At 55.8% G+C, this 22,251-nt stretch carries 22 protein-coding genes; 6 read left to right on the top strand and 16 right to left on the bottom strand.

All coding sequences use genetic code 11. The features are described from left to right. Positions 1-66 precede the first annotated feature (66 nt). The 3 genes from G8770_RS01300 to G8770_RS01290 form a co-directional block, all read right to left on the bottom strand. Complete coding sequence (locus G8770_RS01300) at positions 67-552, bottom strand: EF-hand domain-containing protein (RefSeq protein ID WP_167180944.1); 486 nt, start codon at positions 550-552, stop codon at positions 67-69. Positions 553-853: 301 nt separating this feature from the next. After that, positions 854-1,945: a DUF3549 family protein gene (locus G8770_RS01295; RefSeq protein ID WP_167180942.1), complete on the bottom strand. Its 1,092-nt coding sequence runs from the start codon at positions 1,943-1,945 to the stop codon at positions 854-856. 173 nt (positions 1,946-2,118) lie between these two features. Continuing rightward, on the bottom strand, positions 2,119-2,649 hold the full coding sequence (locus G8770_RS01290) for a YchJ family protein (RefSeq protein ID WP_167180940.1): 531 nt from the start codon (positions 2,647-2,649) through the stop codon (positions 2,119-2,121). A gap of 143 nt (positions 2,650-2,792) precedes the next feature. Between G8770_RS01290 and G8770_RS01285 the strand changes: the two genes are divergently transcribed. Next, positions 2,793-3,959 (top strand): 1-acyl-sn-glycerol-3-phosphate acyltransferase, encoded by a 1,167-nt coding sequence (locus tag G8770_RS01285; RefSeq protein WP_167180938.1) that lies wholly within the window; start codon positions 2,793-2,795, stop codon positions 3,957-3,959. 191 nt (positions 3,960-4,150) lie between these two features. Next, positions 4,151-4,864, top strand: coding sequence for a hypothetical protein (locus G8770_RS01280; protein WP_167180936.1), 714 nt, complete (start codon positions 4,151-4,153; stop codon positions 4,862-4,864). A 188-nt stretch (positions 4,865-5,052) separates the two neighbouring features. Here G8770_RS01280 and G8770_RS01275 read toward each other — a convergent pair whose 3' ends face one another. The 5 genes from G8770_RS01275 to G8770_RS01255 all read right to left on the bottom strand — a co-directional run bounded on the left by G8770_RS01275 (position 5,053) and on the right by G8770_RS01255 (position 10,925). Beyond that, complete coding sequence (locus tag G8770_RS01275) at positions 5,053-5,541, bottom strand: DUF6231 family protein (RefSeq protein WP_167180934.1); 489 nt, start codon at positions 5,539-5,541, stop codon at positions 5,053-5,055. A 77-nt stretch (positions 5,542-5,618) separates the two neighbouring features. Then, positions 5,619-6,023, bottom strand: a complete 405-nt coding sequence (locus G8770_RS01270) for a nucleotidyltransferase-like protein (protein ID WP_167180932.1) — start codon at positions 6,021-6,023, stop codon at positions 5,619-5,621. Between the two features lie 154 nt (positions 6,024-6,177). Next, positions 6,178-6,396, bottom strand: a complete 219-nt coding sequence (locus G8770_RS01265) for a hypothetical protein (protein ID WP_167180929.1) — start codon at positions 6,394-6,396, stop codon at positions 6,178-6,180. Between the two features lie 232 nt (positions 6,397-6,628). After that, complete coding sequence (locus tag G8770_RS01260) at positions 6,629-7,876, bottom strand: ribonucleotide-diphosphate reductase subunit beta (protein ID WP_167180927.1); 1,248 nt, start codon at positions 7,874-7,876, stop codon at positions 6,629-6,631. Between the two features lie 139 nt (positions 7,877-8,015). Continuing rightward, entirely contained in the window at positions 8,016-10,925 is a 2,910-nt protein-coding gene (locus G8770_RS01255; protein ID WP_167180925.1) for a ribonucleoside-diphosphate reductase subunit alpha, read from the bottom strand. A 225-nt stretch (positions 10,926-11,150) separates the two neighbouring features. Between G8770_RS01255 and G8770_RS01250 the strand changes: the two genes are divergently transcribed. Together G8770_RS01250 and G8770_RS01245 are read left to right on the top strand one after the other, a co-directional pair. Beyond that, positions 11,151-11,399, top strand: a complete 249-nt coding sequence (locus tag G8770_RS01250) for a hypothetical protein (protein WP_167180923.1) — start codon at positions 11,151-11,153, stop codon at positions 11,397-11,399. A gap of 469 nt (positions 11,400-11,868) precedes the next feature. Next, positions 11,869-12,054, top strand: a complete 186-nt coding sequence (locus G8770_RS01245) for a hypothetical protein (protein WP_167180921.1) — start codon at positions 11,869-11,871, stop codon at positions 12,052-12,054. Between the two features lie 123 nt (positions 12,055-12,177). Here G8770_RS01245 and G8770_RS01240 read toward each other — a convergent pair whose 3' ends face one another. The 4 genes from G8770_RS01240 to purM form a co-directional block, all read right to left on the bottom strand. Next, entirely contained in the window at positions 12,178-12,666 is a 489-nt protein-coding gene (locus G8770_RS01240; RefSeq protein WP_167180919.1) for an FKBP-type peptidyl-prolyl cis-trans isomerase, read from the bottom strand. Between the two features lie 69 nt (positions 12,667-12,735). Next, entirely contained in the window at positions 12,736-13,656 is a 921-nt protein-coding gene (locus tag G8770_RS01235; RefSeq protein WP_167180917.1) for a DUF3108 domain-containing protein, read from the bottom strand. Between the two features lie 115 nt (positions 13,657-13,771). Then, positions 13,772-14,419, bottom strand: coding sequence for a phosphoribosylglycinamide formyltransferase (purN, locus tag G8770_RS01230; RefSeq protein ID WP_167180915.1), 648 nt, complete (start codon positions 14,417-14,419; stop codon positions 13,772-13,774). Between the two features lie 198 nt (positions 14,420-14,617). Continuing rightward, entirely contained in the window at positions 14,618-15,667 is a 1,050-nt protein-coding gene (gene purM / locus G8770_RS01225; protein WP_167180913.1) for a phosphoribosylformylglycinamidine cyclo-ligase, read from the bottom strand. Between the two features lie 597 nt (positions 15,668-16,264). Here purM and G8770_RS01220 point away from each other — a divergent pair. Together G8770_RS01220 and hda are read left to right on the top strand one after the other, a co-directional pair. Continuing rightward, complete coding sequence (locus G8770_RS01220; protein ID WP_167180911.1) at positions 16,265-17,392, top strand: DUF2066 domain-containing protein; 1,128 nt, start codon at positions 16,265-16,267, stop codon at positions 17,390-17,392. A gap of 254 nt (positions 17,393-17,646) precedes the next feature. Further along, on the top strand, positions 17,647-18,375 hold the full coding sequence (gene hda, locus G8770_RS01215) for a DnaA regulatory inactivator Hda (RefSeq protein ID WP_167180909.1): 729 nt from the start codon (positions 17,647-17,649) through the stop codon (positions 18,373-18,375). A gap of 30 nt (positions 18,376-18,405) precedes the next feature. Here the strand turns inward: hda and sppA are convergent, their stop codons facing one another. From sppA to arsC, 4 genes are all read right to left on the bottom strand, one after another. Continuing rightward, the gene (sppA, locus tag G8770_RS01210) at positions 18,406-20,256 is read right to left on the bottom strand and encodes a signal peptide peptidase SppA (RefSeq protein WP_167180907.1); all 1,851 of its coding nucleotides are present in this window, start codon (positions 20,254-20,256) and stop codon (positions 18,406-18,408) included. A gap of 174 nt (positions 20,257-20,430) precedes the next feature. Beyond that, entirely contained in the window at positions 20,431-20,814 is a 384-nt protein-coding gene (locus G8770_RS01205) for a DUF2069 domain-containing protein (protein ID WP_167180905.1), read from the bottom strand. Between the two features lies 1 nt (position 20,815). Beyond that, positions 20,816-21,433, bottom strand: coding sequence for an NAD(P)H:quinone oxidoreductase (gene wrbA, locus G8770_RS01200; RefSeq protein ID WP_167180903.1), 618 nt, complete (start codon positions 21,431-21,433; stop codon positions 20,816-20,818). Then, complete coding sequence (arsC, locus tag G8770_RS01195; RefSeq protein ID WP_167180900.1) at positions 21,434-21,778, bottom strand: arsenate reductase (glutaredoxin); 345 nt, start codon at positions 21,776-21,778, stop codon at positions 21,434-21,436. Positions 21,779-22,251: the final 473 nt, after the last annotated feature.

Below are 22,251 nucleotides of genomic sequence, written 5' to 3'. Positions count from 1 at the left end.
CGTGGGCAGATCTGCGGACCGAGCCCGCGCAAGGCAACGGCTGTTTGTTACACCTCTCCCGGATTCTTATAAATTACTGCGAAAGCAAAACCACAGCAGGCAGTGCGCATTGTTGGTGTCCTGTGACGCCAGCTTTTTCTGAGCGACTTCCCCTGAGCTGAGCGCGCCATCGCCATCGCTGTCCAGATGATTGAAACGGCCGACAAAGGACGCGTATTCATTTTCTGTCACCTGCCCATCCTGATTTTCATCCAGACGGTCAAAGCGGGATTTCAAGAGCACTTTGCGTTTTGCGCTGTCGATGCCTTCGTATTCAACAAAACTGATGACGCCGTCCTGATCACTGTCCAGCTGGGAAAACAGCGATTTTTTCTTGTCGGTAAGCTCTTGCAGGGTGATGGCATTGTCACCGTTGAGATCGTACTTGGCCATCAGCCATGGCTTGTCATCGGCGGCTAGTGCACTGGTACACGTTAACCAGAAAAGCCCGGCAGCTAGAGTGGTGGCTCGTCGTGGGTTTGCCGGTAAGGTCAATGCTGGTGTGTTCTTCATGAGATGGCCCCAAGTCAATCCTGTGAACTTACCCCCAGTTTAGGGACTTGGGTTGGCGCTGAATGCTACGTTATTCACAAAAAACGCGAGTCTTTAAATGATTCTGTCGCAGAAAAACGGAAAGTGATAACTGCTCGAAATATCTCTGTGACGCACGCCTCGTTTATGAGCTTTTTTGCACGGTTCCTGCCGATACAGGGGCTAGCCAATGAGCGTCAGTGACCTTGACAGCATCGCCTGCGACAACCGCCGTGATGGCGGCTGTCAACTGCCGGTCTTTGGACTCGCTGGTGATCTGCGGTCAGTGCAGGGTGGCCGGTGGCGGCGGGTCAGCAGGGGGCGTTTGTGGATTGAGCAGGCCGCCGATGGCAATGCTCAGTTCAACCGAGCGCTGCTGCTGGCGAAATGCGGCGAGGATGTGGGGGCGAATGGCGGCACAAAAAAGCAGGTCGGCCAGAATACGGTTGAAGTTTTGCTGGCCATGCAGACACAGGGCTTCCAGGAATGGCAGGCAGATTTCCGGATTGCAGAGATCTTGCGCGCAGCGGGTGGCGATCGCTGCAAGTACTTCAATGTGGTTGATGGCCGGGGACGCCAGCAGTTGGGTCAGGGCTTTCTGTCGCAGTTCAAGCGCGCGGCACTGCGACAGTCCGCGAACCAGTGCTGCGCACAGTGGGGTCTCGGAATTTGCGGTTTCAAGGCCATCTTCTGTGTTGAAATTGGTCAGTGATGACAGCAGGCGGCTGTGGAGGGCTTTGCCCACAGCGCCGTTGATTGCTTCATTCTCCAGGCACTGGCACAACCCGATCAGCGGGGCGGGAGGCATTGAGGCGATGGCCTGAATCAACGTTTGTTGATGCTCCGGCCAGCGCACGGCGACATCGGCCAGCCCTTGTATGCCGAGCTGATGCCAGGCTTCCAGGTTGCTGTTCAGGTAGTCGCAAGTGGCTGCGTAAAAATCACTGGGGGGGTTGTTCAGCAACAGGTTGACGCGGGCGTGAATCGCCGCCTGTCGCTCTGGTGTGGGTGTGAACACATAAGGGTTGCCTTCCAGCACCGCCGCCAGTTGTTCACCTTGCTTGCTGGCTTCGATGTTGGAACCCAGCGCGACGAGCAACTGCTGGAGGAACTGATCCCGCTGCGCCGGTACGATCTTGCCCTGCTCGTCGAGGGGTAATTTGATAAACCACAACAGCGGAATGTCAGGGGTGTCCGGGTCCCAGAACAGCAGCCCAATCCAGGCGTGATGCAGGTAGGGGGCCGGGTAGGCCACGGCCTGTGCCTCAAACTCCGCAAAAGTCGCGGTGCTGATTTCCTGAATGTGGCGCCCAAGGTCGAAAATACGTGAAGTGACGCCCATTTGTTCGAGCAACTGACCGATACTGGTGATCATAACTGTTTCTTAACTACGTCGAGTGTGATGGCGAGAGATTGAAAGTGCGTAATGGCGTGGTGCGGGCTATTTTACCTTGTCCGGGAGAGGGGCTCTACCCCGAGTGCACTCATCCGGCTTTTGAGTGCCCCGCCAGATTGTGGCGAGCAACCGGATGCAGGGGCAAGGCGGGGTTATGGGCCACAGCAGCGTTTGAATTTCTTGCCGCTACCGCATGGGCAAGGACTGTTGCGACCGATGTTTGAGGTGGTGTCTGTGTCTTGTGGGGAGCCGCTTACATAGTACCAATGCTCGTTTTGGCGAACAAAATACGAGTGTTCCCGGTGTTCTTCTATCTGGGCGGGGGCTGCGCGATCGTCGAGATTTTTGCTGGAATAAAAGGCCGAAAAGTCCACCCAGCCCTCGTCATCGCCAGTGCACCCTTTTTCCGTGCGGTGAATGGTCAGCCCACGCCAGTCCGACTGGCGGCTCCATTGATCAATGGCCGCTCGATCAATGGATTGGGGGCTGGGAGCCTGCCAGCTTTTGATCAGATAATCCACATCTGCGAGTACATGAGCGGTGTAACGAGAGCGCATGAGCTGCTCCGCCGTAGCGGCGGGTTGCTGGCCGCTGAGGCGGGGGCCGCAACATTGTTCAAACGGGGCGTTGAGACCGCAAGGGCAGGGGGCGTTGGGGGGCAGTTTGTGGCTTGGTTTCGGCATGAGCAGTGGCATTCCCCGGGCAAATTCTGTATTTTGGCTAACCATTTTAACTCGTCCGCTGCTGTCGTCACAGGTCCAACAGGAATGTGCTGCCCCGGCGAGGCGTTATTGACCCTCAGGTCCCCTGTAAAGCTATTGTTACCATGACTCAATTTGATGATATTCGTCCCTATAATGATGCCGAAGTAGAGCCTGCGATAGCTCGCGTTCTGGCTGCACCGGAGTTGATTGATGCGGTCACTCGTTTGCGTTTCCCTCGCTTGGCCGGTTGGGTTCCCTGGCTGTTAAAACCGCTGGTTAGAAGAGTGTTGAGTCAGCAGTTGCGGGGTGTGACTTCGGTCAGGCAGTTGCAGGAAATTGTCTCGCATTACCTCGACGATATGATTGATCGCTGTGTGGATCAACTGACGGTATCCGGGCTTGACCACCTCGATGCGAACAAGCACTACCTGTTCATCAGTAATCATCGGGACATCGCAATGGACCCGGCATTTGTGAACTGGGCGTTGAATAAAAATGGCTTTGATACCATGCGCATTGCCATTGGCGATAACCTGCTGACAAAGCCGTATGTCTCCGACCTGATGCGCCTCAATAAAAGTTTTATTGTTAAGCGCTCCGCCACCAGTGTGCGCGAGAAATTCAAGGCTTCAAAGCATTTGTCGGCGTATATTCACCACTCCATTGTGGAAGAAAACAGCAATATCTGGATTGCTCAGCGGGAAGGCCGGGCGAAAGACGGGCTGGATGCAACCAATACCGCCATCATCAGTATGCTGGCGTTGAGTCGTCCGAAAACCGTCGATTTCTCAACCTTTATTCGTGAGCTTAATATTGTTCCGGTCTCCATTTCTTATGAGTGGGATCCTTGCGACGCGGCCAAAGCGAATGAGCTGTTTGCCCACGCAGAACATGGCAATTACGAAAAACATGAAAATGAAGATGTGGCCAGCATTGCGATGGGCATTGCCGGTCAAAAAGGTTGCGTCCATGTTGCTTTTGGCGATGTATTGTCCGCCGATTATGACAACCCGGAAGCGGTGGCAAAAGAATTGGATCGGCAGGTGTGGGATAACTATGTGCTACACCCGAGCAACCATCTGGCCTATCAACAGCTGCATGGCAAGGTGGAAGATTTTCCGGTGACCGCCCAAGGTGTGAGGTTTGATGCCCGTAAATACACTGCTCAACAGCAGGAGTTGTCTCGCCGTTTGCAGGGTATTCCGACTGAGCAGCGGGATATCTTTTTAAGCATTTACGCCAACCCGGTGGTGAGTCATTTAAAAGCTTTGGGTAAGTCCGTTGCTTAGAAAACAGATGAAACCGTTGCCGGCTGCCTGACTGGGCAGCCATCGGATATAAGAACACATTCAAAAAGGATCTGGGGTTTATCATGTTGCGGAGCGCGTCACTTTTTCTGATATTGCTGGGCCTTAATAGCTTTTGTGGGGTGGCCAGGGCTGATACGCAGTTCACCGGTGATGCAGAGCAAACCGGACCAATGAGCAAGCGGGTGTATGCCGTCAATGATCACGGCTGGTTGCGGTTGCCGTCAAACCATCGTGATTTGACACTTGAGTCGTTAGCCGTAGGTACTGCTGCAAAGCTGTTTGTTCCGGCGGATATTCGCAGTTTGAGGGTCAATCATTTAACCCTCTCGCATAAGGCAATCGTCAGCATTGCGCCTCGCTACGAGGAATTTGTGTTGACGGTACAACGTGCCGACTTTGCCGACGGCAGCATGATTGTTGCCACCGGCGAGAACGGAGACTTGGGGGTGCCCGGGGGGCACGGAACCGATCTGCGGTTGACGCTAGCGTCGGGTCGTATCGCGAACTTGACGCTCGATACCCGTGGTGGCGACGGCGGGCGGGGGTGGCCAGGTGAGGCCGGGCAAAACGGCCGTGACGCAACCTGTTGGGGGCGGGGAACCTCACGTGGCCAATCTGGCGGTCAGGGGGGCGATGGTCAGCCTGGCGGTGACGGAGGCAACATTACCCTGAAACTCGCCGACCCTCAGTGGCTGGAGGTTATCGATGTGCGCCAATACGGTGGCCAGGGGGGATTGGCAGGAGAAGCCGGGGCGGCCGGTAAAGGGGGTGATCCGGCCAGTTGCTGGTTGTATTCTCTGGGCCGTGATGCCCGCGGTGGTCACGCCGGCAGTCCGGGAAAAGCCTCCAGCGCCGGACGTCAGGGGATTCTGCGGGTACAGTAGTTGGCCCCATCAGTACCCCCCTGGCTGCAATAGACAGGGGCCGTTAATTTCAGCTTGGCAGTCGTCTTCTGCCCGGTTGCAGTCTCCTCTTTGTTCTGGTCTTACCCTGGTTGTGCCTCATCCCGGAAGCGTCTCGCAGTGCACCTCAGCGTGCATCCGGATTCTGAGCCGCCAAGATTGATCATTGATCACCACCAATATTTTCCCCAGTTTTCGGGATTGGCCCAGTACCTGGGGGTATTCCACTCACGCTTGTGGTTGTAGCGGTCCAGATTGTAGCCGTAGCATTCCAGATTTTTCCCGGCAAAAGCGTGCAGGCGTTGGAAGCCCAGTGCAATCAGCTCCGGTTTGGGTTGGGGGGCGACTCCCGGTATCAATAGCCAGATAGCGTGTGAGTGGAGGTTCCTGAGCCGGGCCAACAGTTGTACGCCCATTGGGGAGGGGCTCGTCGCCGAGCTGCCGGTCAAATGTTCCAGCCAGTCTGCGATGATGACACAGTCAAATCGCCCCAGGTTTTCCAGCTGCTGGAAGGAGTCGATGTGTGTGAGTTGGCAATCATGATGCTCGCACCAGTCCTGCAACGCTGGCTGGTCCGTTTGGCTGCAACAGAGCAGGCTGGTCGGACGTTGACCATCCAACTGGGCCAGCAGGGCTTGCCAGGGAGAGAGTTCAGTCATGGGTGGCTACACCGGCCGGCGCGGATGGTGTGTGTCATTAGTGTGGCAAACCTCGTTCTAAATTTATTTTCATACCACTAAACAAAATCTATTTGCTGCTGTTGCAGAAGGGTCTGGGCGAACAGGTAGGCGTCTTGCTGGTCAAACAGCTCTTCGTTGGGGAACAGTGGTTGATCGCAATCGTAGCGTAAAAACAGGTCGTCCGTGTATTTTAAAGGGTCCAGCTGAGAAATCAGGTATTGCAGGACATCAGTAATGATCTTCTGCCAGTCATCGCCGTTGAGCAGAGACAGGGGGCAGTTGAACAGCAGGTGCTCGATCATGGCCGTGGTGGGCATGGCGAGCCTGGGTTGTTGCAGGTGCAGGTCATTCCTCAGGTGACCGACAATTCGTGCCAGCTGTTTGTATTTATGGTTGGCAGAATAGGTGTTGATGGCAGGTTCTAAAACAGCGCTGCGCATAGGTGTTGGCAGTCCACTCACGGTATCAATCTCCGGGATTGCGGTTTTGTTATAGGTGTTATAGCGCCAATCAACATCCCATTAGCGCTCGCTTTGTCAGGCCGGAACAGGGGCATAGTCACACGCCTGAGCAGGGTTCGGTGTTTCTACTCGGGCCAGCTGTTGGGGTGAGCCCCTAATGCCTGTTGGTGTCCGTCAGACTGTCAAAATCGAACGCCGCGGGAGACGCTTGATGGTCGGACTTGGCGAGAGAGGGCAGGGATCGGCTGACATCGCGTTGCAGGCGCTTTATCACGGCAGCCATGACTTCAACGGTCTGATGTAATTGGTCGAGTGCGATCAGGAGATCTTCCTGTGTCAGCAGATCACTTTCTGAAGAGTGGTTGTGTGTCATCGATTACCCCTTGGTTTTATTGTTGGCAGACATTGAGGCGCATGGTGTTGTTGCTGCCCAGTTCTGATTAAACCGTGAAACATGGCTGACCTGCGGTCGGCCGTGTTTCGGGGGATTAACTGCAACAGTCATCAGCTGATGGCTGTTTAATCCCAGCGCAAAGTGCTGGTCAAAGTCAGGCGCGGGCACCTGACTTTAGGCCTTTCGGTGATTTAAACCGGCTTGTCGGTTCTTAATCCCAGCTCAGTGCCCCACCTGTTTGATACTCAATCACACGAGTTTCAAAGAAGTTCTTTTCTTTCCGCAAGTCCATGATTTCGCTCATCCACGGGAACGGATTCTGTACGCCCGGGAACTGCTCGGCGAGCCCCAGTTGTGCCAGGCGACGGTTCGCAATGAACTGCAAATATTCTTCCATCATAGCGGCGTTCATGCCCAGTACACCGCGCGGCATGGAGTCGCGGGCGTAGGCGATTTCCAGTTCGGTGCCTTCCAGAATCATCTGCACCACTTCCTGTTTGAACTCTTCTGTCCACAGGTGGGGGTTTTCCAGTTTGATCTGGTTGATGACATCGATACCAAAGTTCAGGTGCATGGATTCGTCACGCAGAATGTACTGAAACTGCTCGGCAACACCGGTCATCTTGTTGCGGCGGCCCATGGACAGGATCTGGGTGAAGCCACAGTAGAAGAAAATACCTTCAGTTACCGCGTAGAAGCCAATCAGGTTGCGCAGCAACTCCTGATCCGTTTCCGGGGTGCCGGTTTTGAATTCCGGGCTCGACAGTCCCTGGGTGTGGTTGATGCTCCAGGCGGCTTTCTTGGCGACGGAAGGCACTTCGCGGTACATGTTGAAGACTTCGCCTTCGTCCATGCCCAGCGACTCTACACAGTATTGGTAGGCGTGGGTGTGGATGGCCTCTTCAAACGCCTGGCGCAACAGGTACTGACGCGCTTCCGGGTTGGTGATGTGGCGATAGATGGCCAGAATCAGGTTGTTGGCTACCAGACTGTCGGCGGTGGAGAAGTAGCCCAGGGAACGCATAATGATGCGGCGCTCGTCCTCGGTCAGGCCGTCTTTGCTTTTCCACAGGGAGATGTCCGCCGTCATGTTCACTTCCTGCGGCATCCAGTGGTTGGCACAGCCATCCAGGTATTTCTGCCAGGCCCAATCGTATTTGAATGGCACCAGCTGGTTGACGTCGGCGCGACAGTTGATCATGCGCTTTTCATCAACGGCAACGCGGGCAGCGCCCATTTCCAATTCTTCAAGACCGGGGGCCGGATCCAGGTCAGCAATGGCTTCACGTGCACGTTCTACTGCGCTGCCCACTGGAGCGGCAGGGCGTTTGCTGGCAGCAGGTGCTGCTTCTGGCTCAGCCGCTTGTGCGACAGGGGCAGGTTGTTCAGGTGCCGCTTTTTGTGGAGCCCTCGGTGGTGCAGTTGTGGCTTCGTCTTGGTAATCGTCCCAACTCAGCATGTTTCAAATCCTTAATGTTTGGTCTTTGTTATTATTTTTCTTTGACAGTGTTTTCAATGGTTCGTTTGTGTGTCTCAGCTTGAGACTGACTGAAAGGAGAGGCGGTTGTCGCCTCTCGCTTTCAGTGTCCGGCGCTCAGTTACTGACACGCCTCACAGTCCGGATCGTCCAGCGAGCAAGCCAGTGGTACCGGGGCTGCCTGTGGCTCGGTGGCCGGAGCCGCACTGGTTACAGGCGCCGCGGCGGCGGAGGAAACCGCGTTCAGTGTGCCGCTTTCAATGGTGGACTTCTCGGTGGTGGTGGCCGACAGAGCACGCAGGTAGTACGTGGTCTTCAGGCCGTGGAACCACGCCATGCGATAAGTGATGTCCAGTTTCTTGCCGTTAGCGCCGGCAATATACAGGTTTAAACTTTGCGCCTGATCGATCCACTTCTGGCGACGGCTGGCCGCTTCCACAATCCAGCGCGGTTCAACTTCGAACGCAGTGGAGTAGCGGGCTTTCAGGTCGGCCGGGATGCGGTCGATCTTTTGCACGGAACCCTCGTAGTACTTCAGGTCGTTAACCATGACCGAATCCCACAGGCCGCGTTCTTTCAGGTCGCGCACCAGATATGGGTTCACCACGGTGAATTCACCGGACAGGTTCGATTTCACGTACAGGTTCTGGTAAGTCGGCTCAATGGATTGCGACACGCCGGTGATGTTGGCAATGGTGGCTGTTGGAGCAATTGCCATCACGTTCGAGTTGCGCATGCCCTGGGTTTTGACCTTGTCACGCAAGGTGTCCCACGCCAAAGTCTGGCTGCGGTCGACGCTGATGTATTTCTCGCCGCGGTTCTGAGCCAGTAACTCGATGGAGTCGATAGGCAGGATACCCTTGCTCCACAGCGAGCCATCAAACGAAGAGTAGGCGCCGCGCTCTTTGGCCAGTTCGCTGGAGGCGTCGATGGCGAAGAAGCTGATCGCTTCCATGGAGCGATCGGCAAATTCAACCGCGTCTTCGGAGCTGTAGGCGTAGCCCATTTTGTACAAGGCGTCCTGGAAGCCCATCAGACCCAGACCAACTGGACGGTGACGCATGTTGGAGGTGCGTGCCGCTTCCACCGAGTAGTAGTTGATGTCGATCACGTTATCCAGCATACGCACAGCGGTGCGCACGGTGCTTTCCAGTTTGGTCATGTCCAGCTGACCGTCGACGATGTGCTGTGCCAGGTTGACTGAACCCAGGTTACACACGGCAATTTCGTCACCGGCGGTGGTGTTCAGGGTGATCTCGGTGCACAGGTTGGAGGAGTGAACCACACCCACGTGCTGCTGCGGGCTGCGCAGGTTACAGGCATCTTTAAAGGTGACCCATGGGTGGCCGGTTTCAAACAGCATGCCCAGCATCTTGCGCCACAGATCGAGGGCTTTCACGGTTTTGAAGATACGGACTTCACCGTTGGCCGCCTTGCGCTCGTACTCTTCGTATTTTTCCTGGAACGCCTGACCGTAGAGGTCGTGCAGTTCGGGTACATCGTTGGGTGAGAACAGCGTCCATGACTGGTCATCAAACACACGCTTCATGAACAAGTCCGGTACCCAGTTGGCGGTGTTCATGTCGTGGGTGCGACGACGGTCATCACCGGTGTTCTTGCGCAACTCGAGGAATTCTTCAATGTCCAGGTGCCAGGTTTCCAGATAGGCACAGACGGCGCCCTTGCGCTTGCCACCCTGGTTTACGGCCACCGCGGTGTCGTTGGCCACTTTCAGGAAGGGCACAACACCCTGAGACTTGCCGTTGGTGCCTTTGATGTAGGCGCCCAGAGAGCGTACGGGTGTCCAGTCGTTACCCAGTCCACCAGCAAACTTAGAGAGCATGGCGTTGTCTTGGATCGCACCGTAAATACCGTGCAGATCATCAGGCACCGTGGTCAGGTAGCAGGAAGACAGCTGGGGACGCAGGGTACCGGCGTTAAACAGGGTGGGGGTAGAGCTCATGTAATCGAACGAACTGAGCAGCTTGTAGAATTCGATGGCGCGTTCTTCGCGATTGGCTTCTTCGTAAGCCAGGCCCATGGCCACACGCATAAAGAACACTTGTGGCAATTCGAAGCGAACGCCTTCTTCGGTATGGATGAAGTAGCGGTCGTACAGGGTTTGCAGACCCAGGTAGCTAAACTGCAGGTCGCCGGATGCGTCCAGAGCGGCACCCAGTTTGACCAGGTCGTAATCGAGCAGATTGGGAGCCAACAGTTGCAGTTCAACACCTTTCTGGATGTAAGCCGGCAGGGCCTGTGCGTACAGGGTTTCCATGTCGGTTTGCGTCGCGGTCAACGCCAGACCCATAAAATTCAGGGCTTCAGTGCGCAGCTTATCCAGCAGCAGGCGGGCGGTGGCGTAGGAATAATTAGGCTCTTTTTCCACCAGCGTGCGGGCGGTGATCACCAGTGAGGTATTGACGTCCACCAGCGAGACGCCATCGTAGAGATTGCGCATGGCTTCGTCGAGAATTGCTTTGGGCTCAACGCCGGTCAGGTCGGCACAGGCTTCCTGCACCACTGTGCGCACGCGGGCAATGTCCAGCGGCTGCAGCTGACCGTCGGGCATTACGACGTTCATGGATGGGTATTCCGCGTCGGGGGCCGCTACTTTGTTGCTGGCACGCATGCGGGCGTGTTCTTCGCGGTAAAGGACGTAGTCACGGGCAATCTTTTGTTCGCCGGAACGCATCAGAATCAGTTCAACCTGATCCTGAATGTCTTCAATGTGGATGGTGCCACCGGAAGGCATGCGACGTTTAAAGGTTGCTGAGATCTGACTGGTCAGTGAGGCAACGGTCTCATGCACACGGCTTGAGGCGGCGGCGGTGCCGCCTTCAACGGCAAGAAAGGCTTTGGTCATGGCAACGGATATTTTTCCGTCATCATAAGGCACTACCGTGCCGTTGCGCTTGATGACGCGCAGTTGACCCGGGGTTGTCGCAGATACCGTAGTAGTGCTGCTGGGGCTTGTTTGTGTGGAGCTGGCTGGTGCTGAGGTTGCTGTCACATCAGAATCAGTGTGCATGTACGTCTCCGCGTATGGTGCATGGTTTTAGGTGGTTATTGAGGTGTCACTTTGTCAAACAGGGTTTAAAAATAGTTAAGACGCCTGAGAAGCAGCTGGTGAAATACTCCGCTTGCGGCCCGGGGCCGAAAGGACTATCTCGATGGGGTTGCTGCTTAATACGTCATGCATTGCATTTGGGTAAACTAAAGTCAAAGTCACTGTCTGGTAAATCGGTATCGCTAAATGCTGTGTCTATATGTTGTGGTGCTGGTGTTTCGGACGACCAAAAAGCGAAACTGCTTCGCGGTGCTCATTGGAAATGACACGGACGTGCCGCTAGAGCGATGCCTGCCCAATACTTTCGGTGCGGCTCATCCGTTTGCTACTTTCCGAGTATCTATTTACCGGGACTTCTATACCGGTGTGCCTAAGCGCTATTTTGCGCAGGGGCTGATCGTTTACCCCTACATCTTGGGGTGTTTCAGTCGTTGAGTACAAGATAAAGCGGTATGGACCCGATTGCAAGGCGATAACACTGGTGATTTCTTGTGGATAAAGTGTGTGTAAATCCTCATGTCAGTAATCACTAATCTCGCAACTCAGACTAGGCTTAGCTTGGCAGCTAAAAACGCATAAAAACCGTGTCTTATAACTTTTGTCTCTATAAAATATTTTTTATATTCACTATCTATCTTGTGGTTTGTTTTGGGTGCACCACTAGATGTTGTGTTTTGGTGTTGAGCAAAGCTTGAGCAAAATTTGGCTCGAGAGGGGGGTGTGGCGTGGTAAACTGCGCTCAAAAGTGCTTGTCCAGGCAGGCCGGAGGGGGACTCAACAGGTTTGGCAGAGGTGTCGTAAGTGGCTGTGGACAACTTCCGGGTCGGCTCCCTCCGAGGGCGGTTGAATCTGCCTGCGGGGAAGGGCAAATACGGGGCAAATTATTGGCAGCAGGGGCAGTTTTGTGGGTGATGTAATCAAGTTCAAGCGGCCAACGGCGGCCGAAAAGCACAAAGGAAAAACGTTGTGCCGAAGTGGCTTCCACAAGTGGAAGGTGGTGCAGGACAAACAATTTGACGTCAAGCAGGGGAAGCTGGTGACGATCTATCAATGTCAGCGCTGTGGCGAGCGCAAGGTCCAGGCTCAATAATGAGAAACTAGAAACTAGAAACTAGAAACTAGAAACTAGAAACTAGAAACGAGTGATGAGTGGCTGGAAAAGTGTGGAGACATCTAGTCTCCTTTCTTTTCCTGGCCACTCGCCACTAATTGCTTAGTGATCGTGTCCGCAGCCGCCGGCACCGTGCACGTGGCCATGCTGCAGCTCTTCTTCGGTGGCGTCGCGGATTTCCAGAACCTCGACGTCAAAATGCAGGTCAATGCCCGCCAGCGGGTGGTTGCCGTCAATGGTGACCGTGTCGCCGTCGACGTCGATCACTTCAACGACTTGCTGACCCGCAGAGGTTTCTGCGTGGAAGGCCATGCCGACTTCAATGTCTTCAATGCCGCCGAACATGTCGCGGGGCAGTTCCTGAATCAGTTCCGGGTTTTTGTCGCCGTAGCCTTCTTCTGCAGCGACGATCACGGAGACGGTATCGCCTACGGTTTTACCTTCCAGGGCTTTTTCCAGCCCCGGAACGAGGTTCTGGAAACCTTGCAGGTATACCAGGGGCTCCTGACCCTCGGAGCTGTCGAGCACATCGCCCTGTTCGTTCTTCAGGGTATAGTGGATGCTGGCCACTTTTTTCGCGGTGATGGTCATAGTCTTGCCTTTGGTTGATGCGGCGATGTTGCTTGCCCGTGGGCCGGGCAACAGTGGCTGCCGCGAGGGTTAAAAGCCTTTTACGGGTGTGCCGTTAAGTTCAGCCGAGGCCAAATTGATTTCGTAGTGCTTCCCGTCTTCTTCTTGCTGCTGGATTCGGATCAGCAGGTGGTCCCAGTCATTGGCCAGCCACAGTATGGTGACGCGCTCATTGTCGTCACGGATGCGCTTGACCCGGGTCGTGTTCAGCTTTCCAACCGGGGTGGTTAATACTTCTTCCCCCTGAACTTCAAACTGATAATGTTTGATGCGCCCACCGTCGGCCACTTGATAATTCATGTCGGTTTTACGGTTGTGAACATCGTGGCGTAGCTGCAATTGGTAGCTCAGTTTATCCTGGGCGTCGCTCGGTACTGGCATGGTCCAGGGCTTGTTTTGCACATTGTTGACAACCTTTTGGGTCTGCCAGTCGAAATTCAGCTCAGCGTTGCGATCGCGACCCAAGCCACTGCGTTTGTAGAGATAGTGCTGTGGTATCAGTTGGCCTTCGGTGCCCCAGGTAAAGGTGCTGACTTCTTCGATCTTGGCCAGCCACGAGGAGGCCAGGAACCGAAGTTCCATGGCGTTGCCATCAACAGACCTGAGGGTGCGGGTCGCGGTAACGGACAGCCCGCCGTATTTGGCTTCATAGACCGCTTTGAACGGTTTGGGCAGTTTTACAGCTTGCGTTACTGTCGCTGAGTCACTTGGGGCTGTTTGAGTGGGCGTCAGTTCGCTGGCTGTGGCAGGGTGCATAAACAGCGGTGTCAGGAGCAGAAGCGCGGGCAGCCAGACTCGGTTGGTCGAGAGGTGTGTTGCCGGGGGGCTGCTCTCAACCGTTCGCTCCACGGGTCCCGGGGTGAGAAGCCGCTTCAGCAGGGCGCGGGCGCTAAACGGGAGGTGTACGGGCAGCCAGGGCTTTGGGTGGCTCTGGGTTGTCTTTAACGTCATGGATGTCTCCATTCTGAGCGCGCAGTGAGTTGAGTCTTACTTTGGCGCGGCGATTAACCAGGCGACTGATCGATCGGGCTGTTAAGTAAGCCAGGTCCTGCTGAGCGGCTATTGTCTAGGGTCGGGTGTCCAGCAGGTAGCCGCTGCCCGGGAGGACCTTTCCGTCGAGTACGCATGTGTCATTATCCATGCGCAGACGGCCTTCCGCAAACCAGGACACGGCCAACGGATAGATGATGTGCTCCTGGGCCTGGACCCGGCGAGCCAGGCTGTCCGCGGTGTCGTCCGGGAGAATGGGCACAATAGCCTGAATGGCATTGGGACCGCCATCCAACTCCGGGGTGACAAAGTGTACGGTGACGCCGTGCTCGCTATCACCGGCCTCTATGGCGCGCTGATGCGTGTGAAGGCCTTGGTACTTCGGCAGCAAAGACGGGTGAATGTTCAACATGCGGCCGAGAAAGTGCCGGGTAAAGCCTTCGGTGAGGATGCGCATAAAGCCCGCGAGCACCACCAGAGTTGGCTGGTAGGCATCAATGCGCTCTTGCAGGGCCTGGTCGAAATGTTCTCGGGATTCAAATCCGGTGTGGTCGATGACTTCGGTTGGGATCCCCGCCAGACGGGCGCGCTCCAGGCCAAAGGCACCGGGCCGGTTGCTGATGACGGCAGCGATGTTGGCGTGGAGTACACCCTTTTCCTGAGCGTCGATGAGCGCTTGCAAGTTGGTGCCGCTGCCAGAGATAAGGACAACAATATTGGTCATGACGGTGATATGAGTCCGTTGCGTTCGTATTATGCGGGTGAAATGCTGAATCGCCAGGGGTGGCTGTTGACACCACCCCGTTGAGCCCGGAAGCCCGGGCGCTTTTTGCTCACAAGGCGGGCCCGCAGGTTTTTAGGGCTCCAGTCACTCGTTGTTGCAGGTCTGGCGACTCTTTTTACAGATCCAGTAGCTCTTCTGTTACAGGTCGAGCAGCTCGACGCGCTCTTCGTCGCCCTGGGTTTTGGCGATGGATCCGACCACAAAGGCGTCTTCACCGGCATCTTTCAGAATGGCCAGGGCGTTGTCCTGTTCGCTGGCGGGCACGGCGATGATCATGCCGACGCCACAGTTGAAGGTGCGGTACATTTCATACGCTTCTACATTGCCTTTTTCCTGCAGCCACTGGAAGACTGGCGGGAAGGTCCAGGCTTTGGTGTTGATGATTGCCTTGCAGTCGTCAGGCAGTACGCGCGGGATGTTTTCCTGCAGGCCGCCGCCGGTGATGTGGGACATGGCGTTGACTTGAGACTCTTTGATCAGGCGCAACAGGGACTTGACGTAAATGCGGGTGGGTTCAAGCAGTGCCTTGCCGAGGGGCTTGCCACCGACGCTGTCGTCAAGGTTTGCCCCGCTGACTTCAATGATTTTACGCACCAGAGAATAGCCGTTGGAGTGAGGGCCGCTGGAGGCCAGGCCGATGAGAACATCCCCTTCAGCCACTTTGCTGCCGTCAATCAGTTCGGATTTTTCCGCGATGCCGACACAGAAACCGGCCAGGTCGTAGTCGTCGCCATCGTACATGCCTGGCATTTCGGCCGTTTCTCCCCCTACCAGGGCGCAGCCAGCCTGTTCGCAGCCATCACCGATGCCGGAAACGACGTCGGCGGCCACGTCCACATTCAGCTTGCCGGTGGCGTAATAGTCGAGGAAAAACAGCGGCTCAGCGCCAGCAACGACCAGGTCGTTGACGCACATGGCGACCAGGTCAATGCCGATGGTGTCATGCAGGTTTAGGTCCATCGCCAGACGCAGTTTGGTGCCGACACCGTCTGTGCCGGACACCAGGACCGGCTCTTTATAGCCTGTGGGCAGTTCAAAAAGGGCGCCAAATCCGCCTAAACCCGCCATGACTCCCGGGCGACGGGTTCGCTTGGCGACCCCTTTGATGCGCTCAACCAAGGCGTTGCCAGCATCAATATCTACGCCAGCGTCTTTATAACTCAAGGAAGGGGTCTGTTTATCGCTCATGGAAGGCAGGGCTCGTCGGTAATTTAGTGAATCGTCAGATTTAGAAAAGGTGGATCGTAAAGGGCGCGTATTCTAGCAGTTTATGACTGGCGCTGTTAGCCCAAAAGTAAGTCAACAGCCCAAAATCGAGCTCGAGGGGCCGTTTGCCGGCGCGGTTTGCGGGGCCAGTTGGATAATCGTCAGGAAAAGCACCGGTTTGCAACGTTTTTAGCCGCTAATCATGAAAAAGTTTAGCTGCCACTGGAGGGATGGCGGTGTGAGGAAATAAACGTCTGGCTCGGGTACCAAGCCGCATTTTCGCCATTCTCTCCTTCAGGGTTCTGGTCGCAAGTTCATCGCAAGGGCATAATGGCGCCTGATTTTGGACTTTATACTGTCAGTTCTACCCCGACTCCACTAGTTTATAAGGCGTATTCTCCGTTTGTTGGCCGCGTCCCTGGTATTCGGGGTGGTATGGGGCTGTTCAGGGTGGCACAGTTTTCCGGATGTTGGCGACGCGGTTTGGTTCTGGCGCGACCATCATTCAGCAGGGTATCCCCGGGGAAGGAAAGTACCCTGGGGGCCGATTTTTGGCGATGAGTTAAGGAGTGTCTGGGTTTGCAGCGATTGAGTGGGTTGATCTTGAGTGTATTGACGCTCGTGTGGGTAGTGTTGGTGCCAGCGGTGGCGTCAGCGGAAACCGTCGCCAATTTGTATCAGCAGCGCGAGCTGGTTGTGGGGCAGGGGAGCAGTGAACGTCTTCGCGCCATGTCGGAGGCGCTGTCGACCGTTTTGGTGCGGGTTTCAGGTCAGCCCGCCGTACTGCAATCGGATCAGGTGAAACAGGCGTTGTCCAGCCCGGAAGGGTATATGGAAGCTTATCGGTACGAGTCTGGTTCGACCACCGTGGAGCGTGATGGGCAGCAGGTCCCTGCTACCACGATTGTGCTGAATTTCTCCCGGGCCGGGGTAGAGGGGCTGCTGCGTCAGGCGCAATTGCCGTTGTGGCCTGCTAACCGGCCCTCGGTCTTGGTGTGGGTGGTGAAGGATGATTTTAACCAGGGGCGCCGTCTGGTTTCTTTGCAGGACGAGGGGGAGCTGAGCGGCGCGGTGAAAGAGGCTGCCCGCCGTCGTGGCTTGCCGGTGGTGACCCCGCTGCTGGATCTGGAAGATCAGGTGTCCATCAAGCCCGATGATCTGTGGGCGCTGAACACTGACGCGATCATGCAGGCTTCTGAGCGGTATAAGGCCGATGCGGTGTTGGTGGGGCGATACAGTCAGGCCTCATCCGGTCAGTGGCTGTCCGCCTGGACGCTGTTCCACAAACAAAAGCAGCAGGTATTTGATCGTGAGAGGGCTGAGGAGGCGGCATTGCTCACTGACGCGCTGGATGCCACCAGCGATTATTTGGCGGACATCTACAGCATCAATACCAATGGTGCCCGGGCTGGTACCGTGGTGATGGAAATTGACCAGATTCAGGATTTTTCGGAATACGTGAAAACCCTCTCCTATTTGACGGACTTGGACATGGTGCGGCAGCTGGATTTGTTGGCGGTGGATGGCGCCAAGCTGCAGTTGATGCTGAAAATGGATGGTGATGTGGCTTTATTGGCCAACGCACTGGAGCTGGATAACCGTTTGGTGACTGTCGCACCCAAGACAGGGCGTGATACGGTCAGTCTGCCTGCCTCGCTGGAGCCGCAGGGCAGTTTGGCGAATCCATTGCGTTATCGCTGGCCCTAGTCGTCAGATGGTATGGCTTGGCTTGAACGGCCAGGCCCCCTGCAGACCTTCTTATCGCGGAGCGCTCGAAACCTGTAGGCCAGAGGGGGCGATCGGCAAATTTGGGCCCCAGCTAATGGTTAGCGCTGTTAAAATGACATTAGTTACGGTGCAAAGGCGGGGTTATTAACAGAATTTCTGTGGCTTCTGTTAGACTAGGCCTCTAATTATCTGCGGTAGCGGCCTCTGGGGCCGGACAAGTATACAGTTATCCCATGAGTCAACCCTCCTCTCACACATTTCCTCGCCAGCTCTCTTTAGGTGTTCAGCTTAGGGATGATGCCACGTTCGGCAATTTTTACGCGGCGGCGGGCCAGTCGAATCAGCAAGTCGTCATGGCATTGCAGCATCAGCTGCAGCCTTTTGGTGAACAGTTCATCTTCTTGTCGGGCGCTCCCAGTGTAGGGGTCAGCCATCTGTTGCAGGCGGCTTGCCACTTTGCCGGTGAGCAGGGCAAGCTGGCGCAATATCTTCCTTTGGAAGAGTTGGTGAATGTTGACCCCTCGGAGTTACTGGATGGGTTGGAGAGTCTGGACTTGGTGTGCCTGGACGGTTTGCAGTGGGTGGTCGGCAGGCCGGCTTGGGAGCGTGCCCTGTTTTCTTTTTTCAATGCCATGCGCGATACTGGTCGACGGGTGGTGATGGCAGCAGTTTGTGGGCCTCGGGAATTGCCGGTGAAGTTGCCGGACTTGCAGTCGCGACTGAACTGGGGGCTGGCATTTCAGGTGCAGCCGCTTAACGATGAGTCCAAGCGCAAAGCCTTACAAATGCGGGCCAGGGCCCGCGGTCTGGAGCTGACCGACGAAGTGGCGCAATTCATTATGCACCGAGCCCCGCGAACGACTCACGAACTCTTCAAAACCCTTCAGCGCCTGGATGAGGCGTCCCTGGCCGAGCAGCGTCGCTTGACAATTCCTTTTGTGAAGCAAACCCTGGGGTTTTAAGGGCTGTCGGGTATCAACAGCCCTGAGTATTTAGGGGGCCACACAACTCAGGCAGTGCGCGTAGACTGAACGTGGATCGCCGCTGTTGAGCAGTTCAACCAGGGGTTCGAGTTGCTGTTCGGCTGAGGCTAATACCCCTGCCAGTGCGGAGTGGCGGAAATTGACGTGCGGCGTCACGCGGGCGAGCTCGCCCATCAGCTGCTTGGCAAATTGTTCGCCGGGCGTCAGTGTTTTCTTAATTTCAAACACCTCGTAATCGCTGAGGTCGGCTTTGGCTGCCGCCGCTGCGATCACATCTTGCAGTGTCCCCAGTTCGTCAACCAGTCCCAAATCTTTTGCGGCACGTCCGGTCCAGACGCGTCCCTGTCCGATGGCGTTCACTTGAGCACTGGTGGTTTGCCGGTTCTGGGCCACAAGGTTTAAAAACTGCTGATAGATGTTATCCACACTTTGCTGCAGGACAGTTTTCGCCAGTGGTGTCATGGGGCGGTCGATGCGCAGGGAGCCGGCCAGATCAGTGGTGCCGACGCCATCGGTGGAAATACCAATTTTGGCGAGGCTGCGCTCGACGGTTGGGAAGGCACTGAACACACCAATGGAGCCGGTGATGGTGGTCGGGGTGGCCCAGACTTCATCCGCACCCATGGCAATCCAGTAGCCCCCGGACGCTGCCACACTGCCCATGGAAACCAGAATGGGGATGCCTTGCTGGCGGGTGATTTCCAGTTCCTGGCGAATCACTTCGGAAGCAAAGGCGCTGCCTCCGCCACTGTCTACACGCATCACCAGGGCCTTAATGTTTTTGTCTTCGCGGGCCTCGCGGATCATTTTTGACAGGGTATCGCCACCAATACTGCCTTCCGGTTGCTCACCGTCCAGAATCACTCCTTTGGCAATTAAAAGACCGATCTTGGCATTATTGTGGGGCGCAGGATCCGATAGGAAGGGCAGGTAATCTTCATAATCCATGGCTCGGTATTCACCCGTGTCATGGTCCTTGCCGACCTTGCTGATCAGGTACTGGTTTTGCTGGTCGTGACTGGCCAGCTGGTCGACCAGCTGCAGGGCCAGGGCGGTTTCAGCAGGATCACCGTTATTGGCCGCAAAATGCTGATCCATGCGGTTGATGTAATCATTGATGCCACCGTTGGTCAGCTGGCGGTGCTGTTCGACATCTGAGGTGTAGGTCGACCACAGCTCGTTCAGCCATTGGCTGTTGTGCTCGCGGGAGGCCTCGGACATGCTGTCGCGCAGGTAGGGCTCAACGGCATCTTTGTATTCCCCTACCCGAAAGACGTGCATATTGAGCTCAAGTTTATCGAGAGCGCTTTTAAAGTAATTTCTATAGCTGCTAAAGCCGGTAAGCACGACACCGCCCATGGGGTGCATCATGATTTCGTCGGCGTAACTGGCGAGAAAGTATTGTTCGTGGGAAAAGTTATCGCTCAGTGCGTAGATGGGTTTACCGCTGTCCTTGAAGCGTTGCAGGGCGGCCCCGATTTCTTCCAGTTTGCTGATGCCCCCACCGAGCAGATAATTTAAGTCCATGACCAGTGATGTGATTCGCGTATCCGTTGCTCCGGCATCGATGGCTTTGATGACATCGCGGACCAGGGTTTCCGCATGCTGCTGGCGACTCTGTTCCAATAACTGCGTGATGGGGTCGACATAACTGTACTGGTCGACCAGGAAGCCGCTGGGCGCGATTCTCAGCGCGGTTTGCTGAGGCATTTGCTTTACTTCTTTGGGCAGCAAAACGACCACAATCACCAGTACCAGGACCAGAAACAGGATATTGGCGAGGCTGGTGCGAATGAACGTCACCAGATTCCAGATCCATGAGAAAGTTCTTCTTATCAAGCCGGGCTTGCTGGCACTCATATAGCGAAATCCTTGCGAAATGTATCTCTAGTGATGGTTAGGTGTTGCGACAGTATACGACGACCATGGATGCCGTTGCTGTGATGCCCGCGGCGGTTGCTTAATAAGGGCTTGTTGCCAAATAGTCGTGTCAATGACTGCAGCCGCAAGCCCGGCGATCGACGTGAGGCGACATCAGGCCCCTGCAGTCTCGGAATGTGCAGCGGCTTTTTGCCAGCGGCTGGCCATCATTGAGCTGATGAACAGCACAACCGTCAGGGCAGTCTGAACATAATCGTTCCAGGTTGCGTGTGGCGACATGCTGTTGGTGACGCCGACACAAAAATGGATCAGTATGACAAAGCATAGCCAGTCGTAGCTGCGGGCATGACTTTTTAACATGCCGGGCAAAAAAATGAGCAGGCTCAGGCAGGGCACAATGATCAGTGTCCAGAGAATGGTCTCTTCCAGCAGGCCGCTTATGACGTACAGCAGGATCAAGCTGGATAGGACGATCTGGCTGAGGCGTTTGGCCGCTTCCAGGCGTGCGGGCTGCTTGTCGATAAGGTTATTCATCATATTAATCCGCAGCTTGTGAGGGTTTGAGGGTCAGGGCGAGGCTGGCAACCCTCTTGCCCAGGGCGAGGCACAAGCGCTTTTCTTCCTCGGTAATCGCGGTGTTGCCGTGGCTGCCAGAGACGTGCGAGGCGCCGTAAGGGGTGCCACCACTCTGAGTCGCCATCAGGTCGGGCTCGCTATAGGGCAGGCCGGCGAGGACCATGCCGTGATGCAGCAGGGGAATCATCATGGTCAGCAAGGTGGTTTCCTGGCCGCCATGCAGGCTGCCGGTGGAGGTGAAGGCGGCGGCAGGTTTGTTGATCAGGCTGCCGTTTAGCCACAGACTGCTGGTGCCGTCGAGGAAATACTTAAGCGGTGCCGCCATATTGCCGAAACGGGTTGGGCTCCCCAGAATCAAGCCGCTGCAGTGTTGCAGTTCGTCGAGGGTGCAGAAGACTGCCCCGCTGTCGGGTATCTCTGCCGCAGTTTGTTCGCTGGTGGGGGATACGGTCGGAACGGTTCTGATCCGAGCCTCCATGCCGCCGACCTGCTCGACACCGCGGGCGATATCCAGGGCCATTTGCGCGGTGGCTCCGGTGCGGGAATAGTACAGCACCAGTACATAGGGGGCGGTTGCCATTTATATCAGCTCCAGCACATTCTCAGGAGGGCGACCGAGTACGGCCTTGTCGCCTTTGATCACAATAGGGCGCTCAATCAGCTTCGGGTGCCGGGTCATGGCTTCGATCAGCTGTTCATCGCTCAGCTCCGGGTTGCTGAGGGCGTTTTCCTTGTAGGCGTCCTCGCCCTTGCGCAACAGTTGCCGGGCACCGATCCCCAGCTTGCTCAGCAGGGACTTGAGGGTGTCGGCATCAGGCGGTGTGTCGAGGTAGAGCACGATCTCCGGCTCAATACCCTGCTCCTGCAAAAGGGCGAGGGTTTGGCGTGATTTTGAGCAGCGCGGATTGTGATAAATAGTGATCATTGCACAATATTCCTTTATGTTGATCTGTCATAATCCAGCTATTGTAATCATTACTGTCGGTGAACTCTACGACGGTTTCCCGACGAATTCGGCCCGGGAAGAGCGATTGTCTACACTACTCAGCAGGGTACTGATGTTTGAATGGGGGTCATGACGGTTTGATGGCCAGCCCGCTGGTCAATATGGGGAGCCCCGCTGGTTACTATGGGGAGCTCCGCTGGTTAATACGAATGGCCCCGCTGGTTAATGCGAGGCCCGGCCGGGTAATGAAAGGCGGGGCGTTCGAGGACCAGGCCAGGAGGCGGGAAAGCAGGGTTCATACCCCTCGCAAGATGACCTGGGCCGTCACGCGTCTGGCCGTCACTGCTTTGGGCTGATGGAAAGTCAGTGTAGGGGGTGATGGATGGCCAGTAATGATCAAGCAACACCGGCTTCGCAAGCAACCTCTGCGTGGTCAGTGTCGGTAACTCAAA

Origin of the sequence: Pseudomaricurvus hydrocarbonicus (assembly GCF_011602365.1) — a bacterium.
Classification (GTDB): domain Bacteria; phylum Pseudomonadota; class Gammaproteobacteria; order Pseudomonadales; family Cellvibrionaceae; genus Pseudomaricurvus; species Pseudomaricurvus hydrocarbonicus.
Note: the sequence above shows the minus strand (reverse complement) of the source record. Positions and strands in the feature narration are given on the sequence as shown.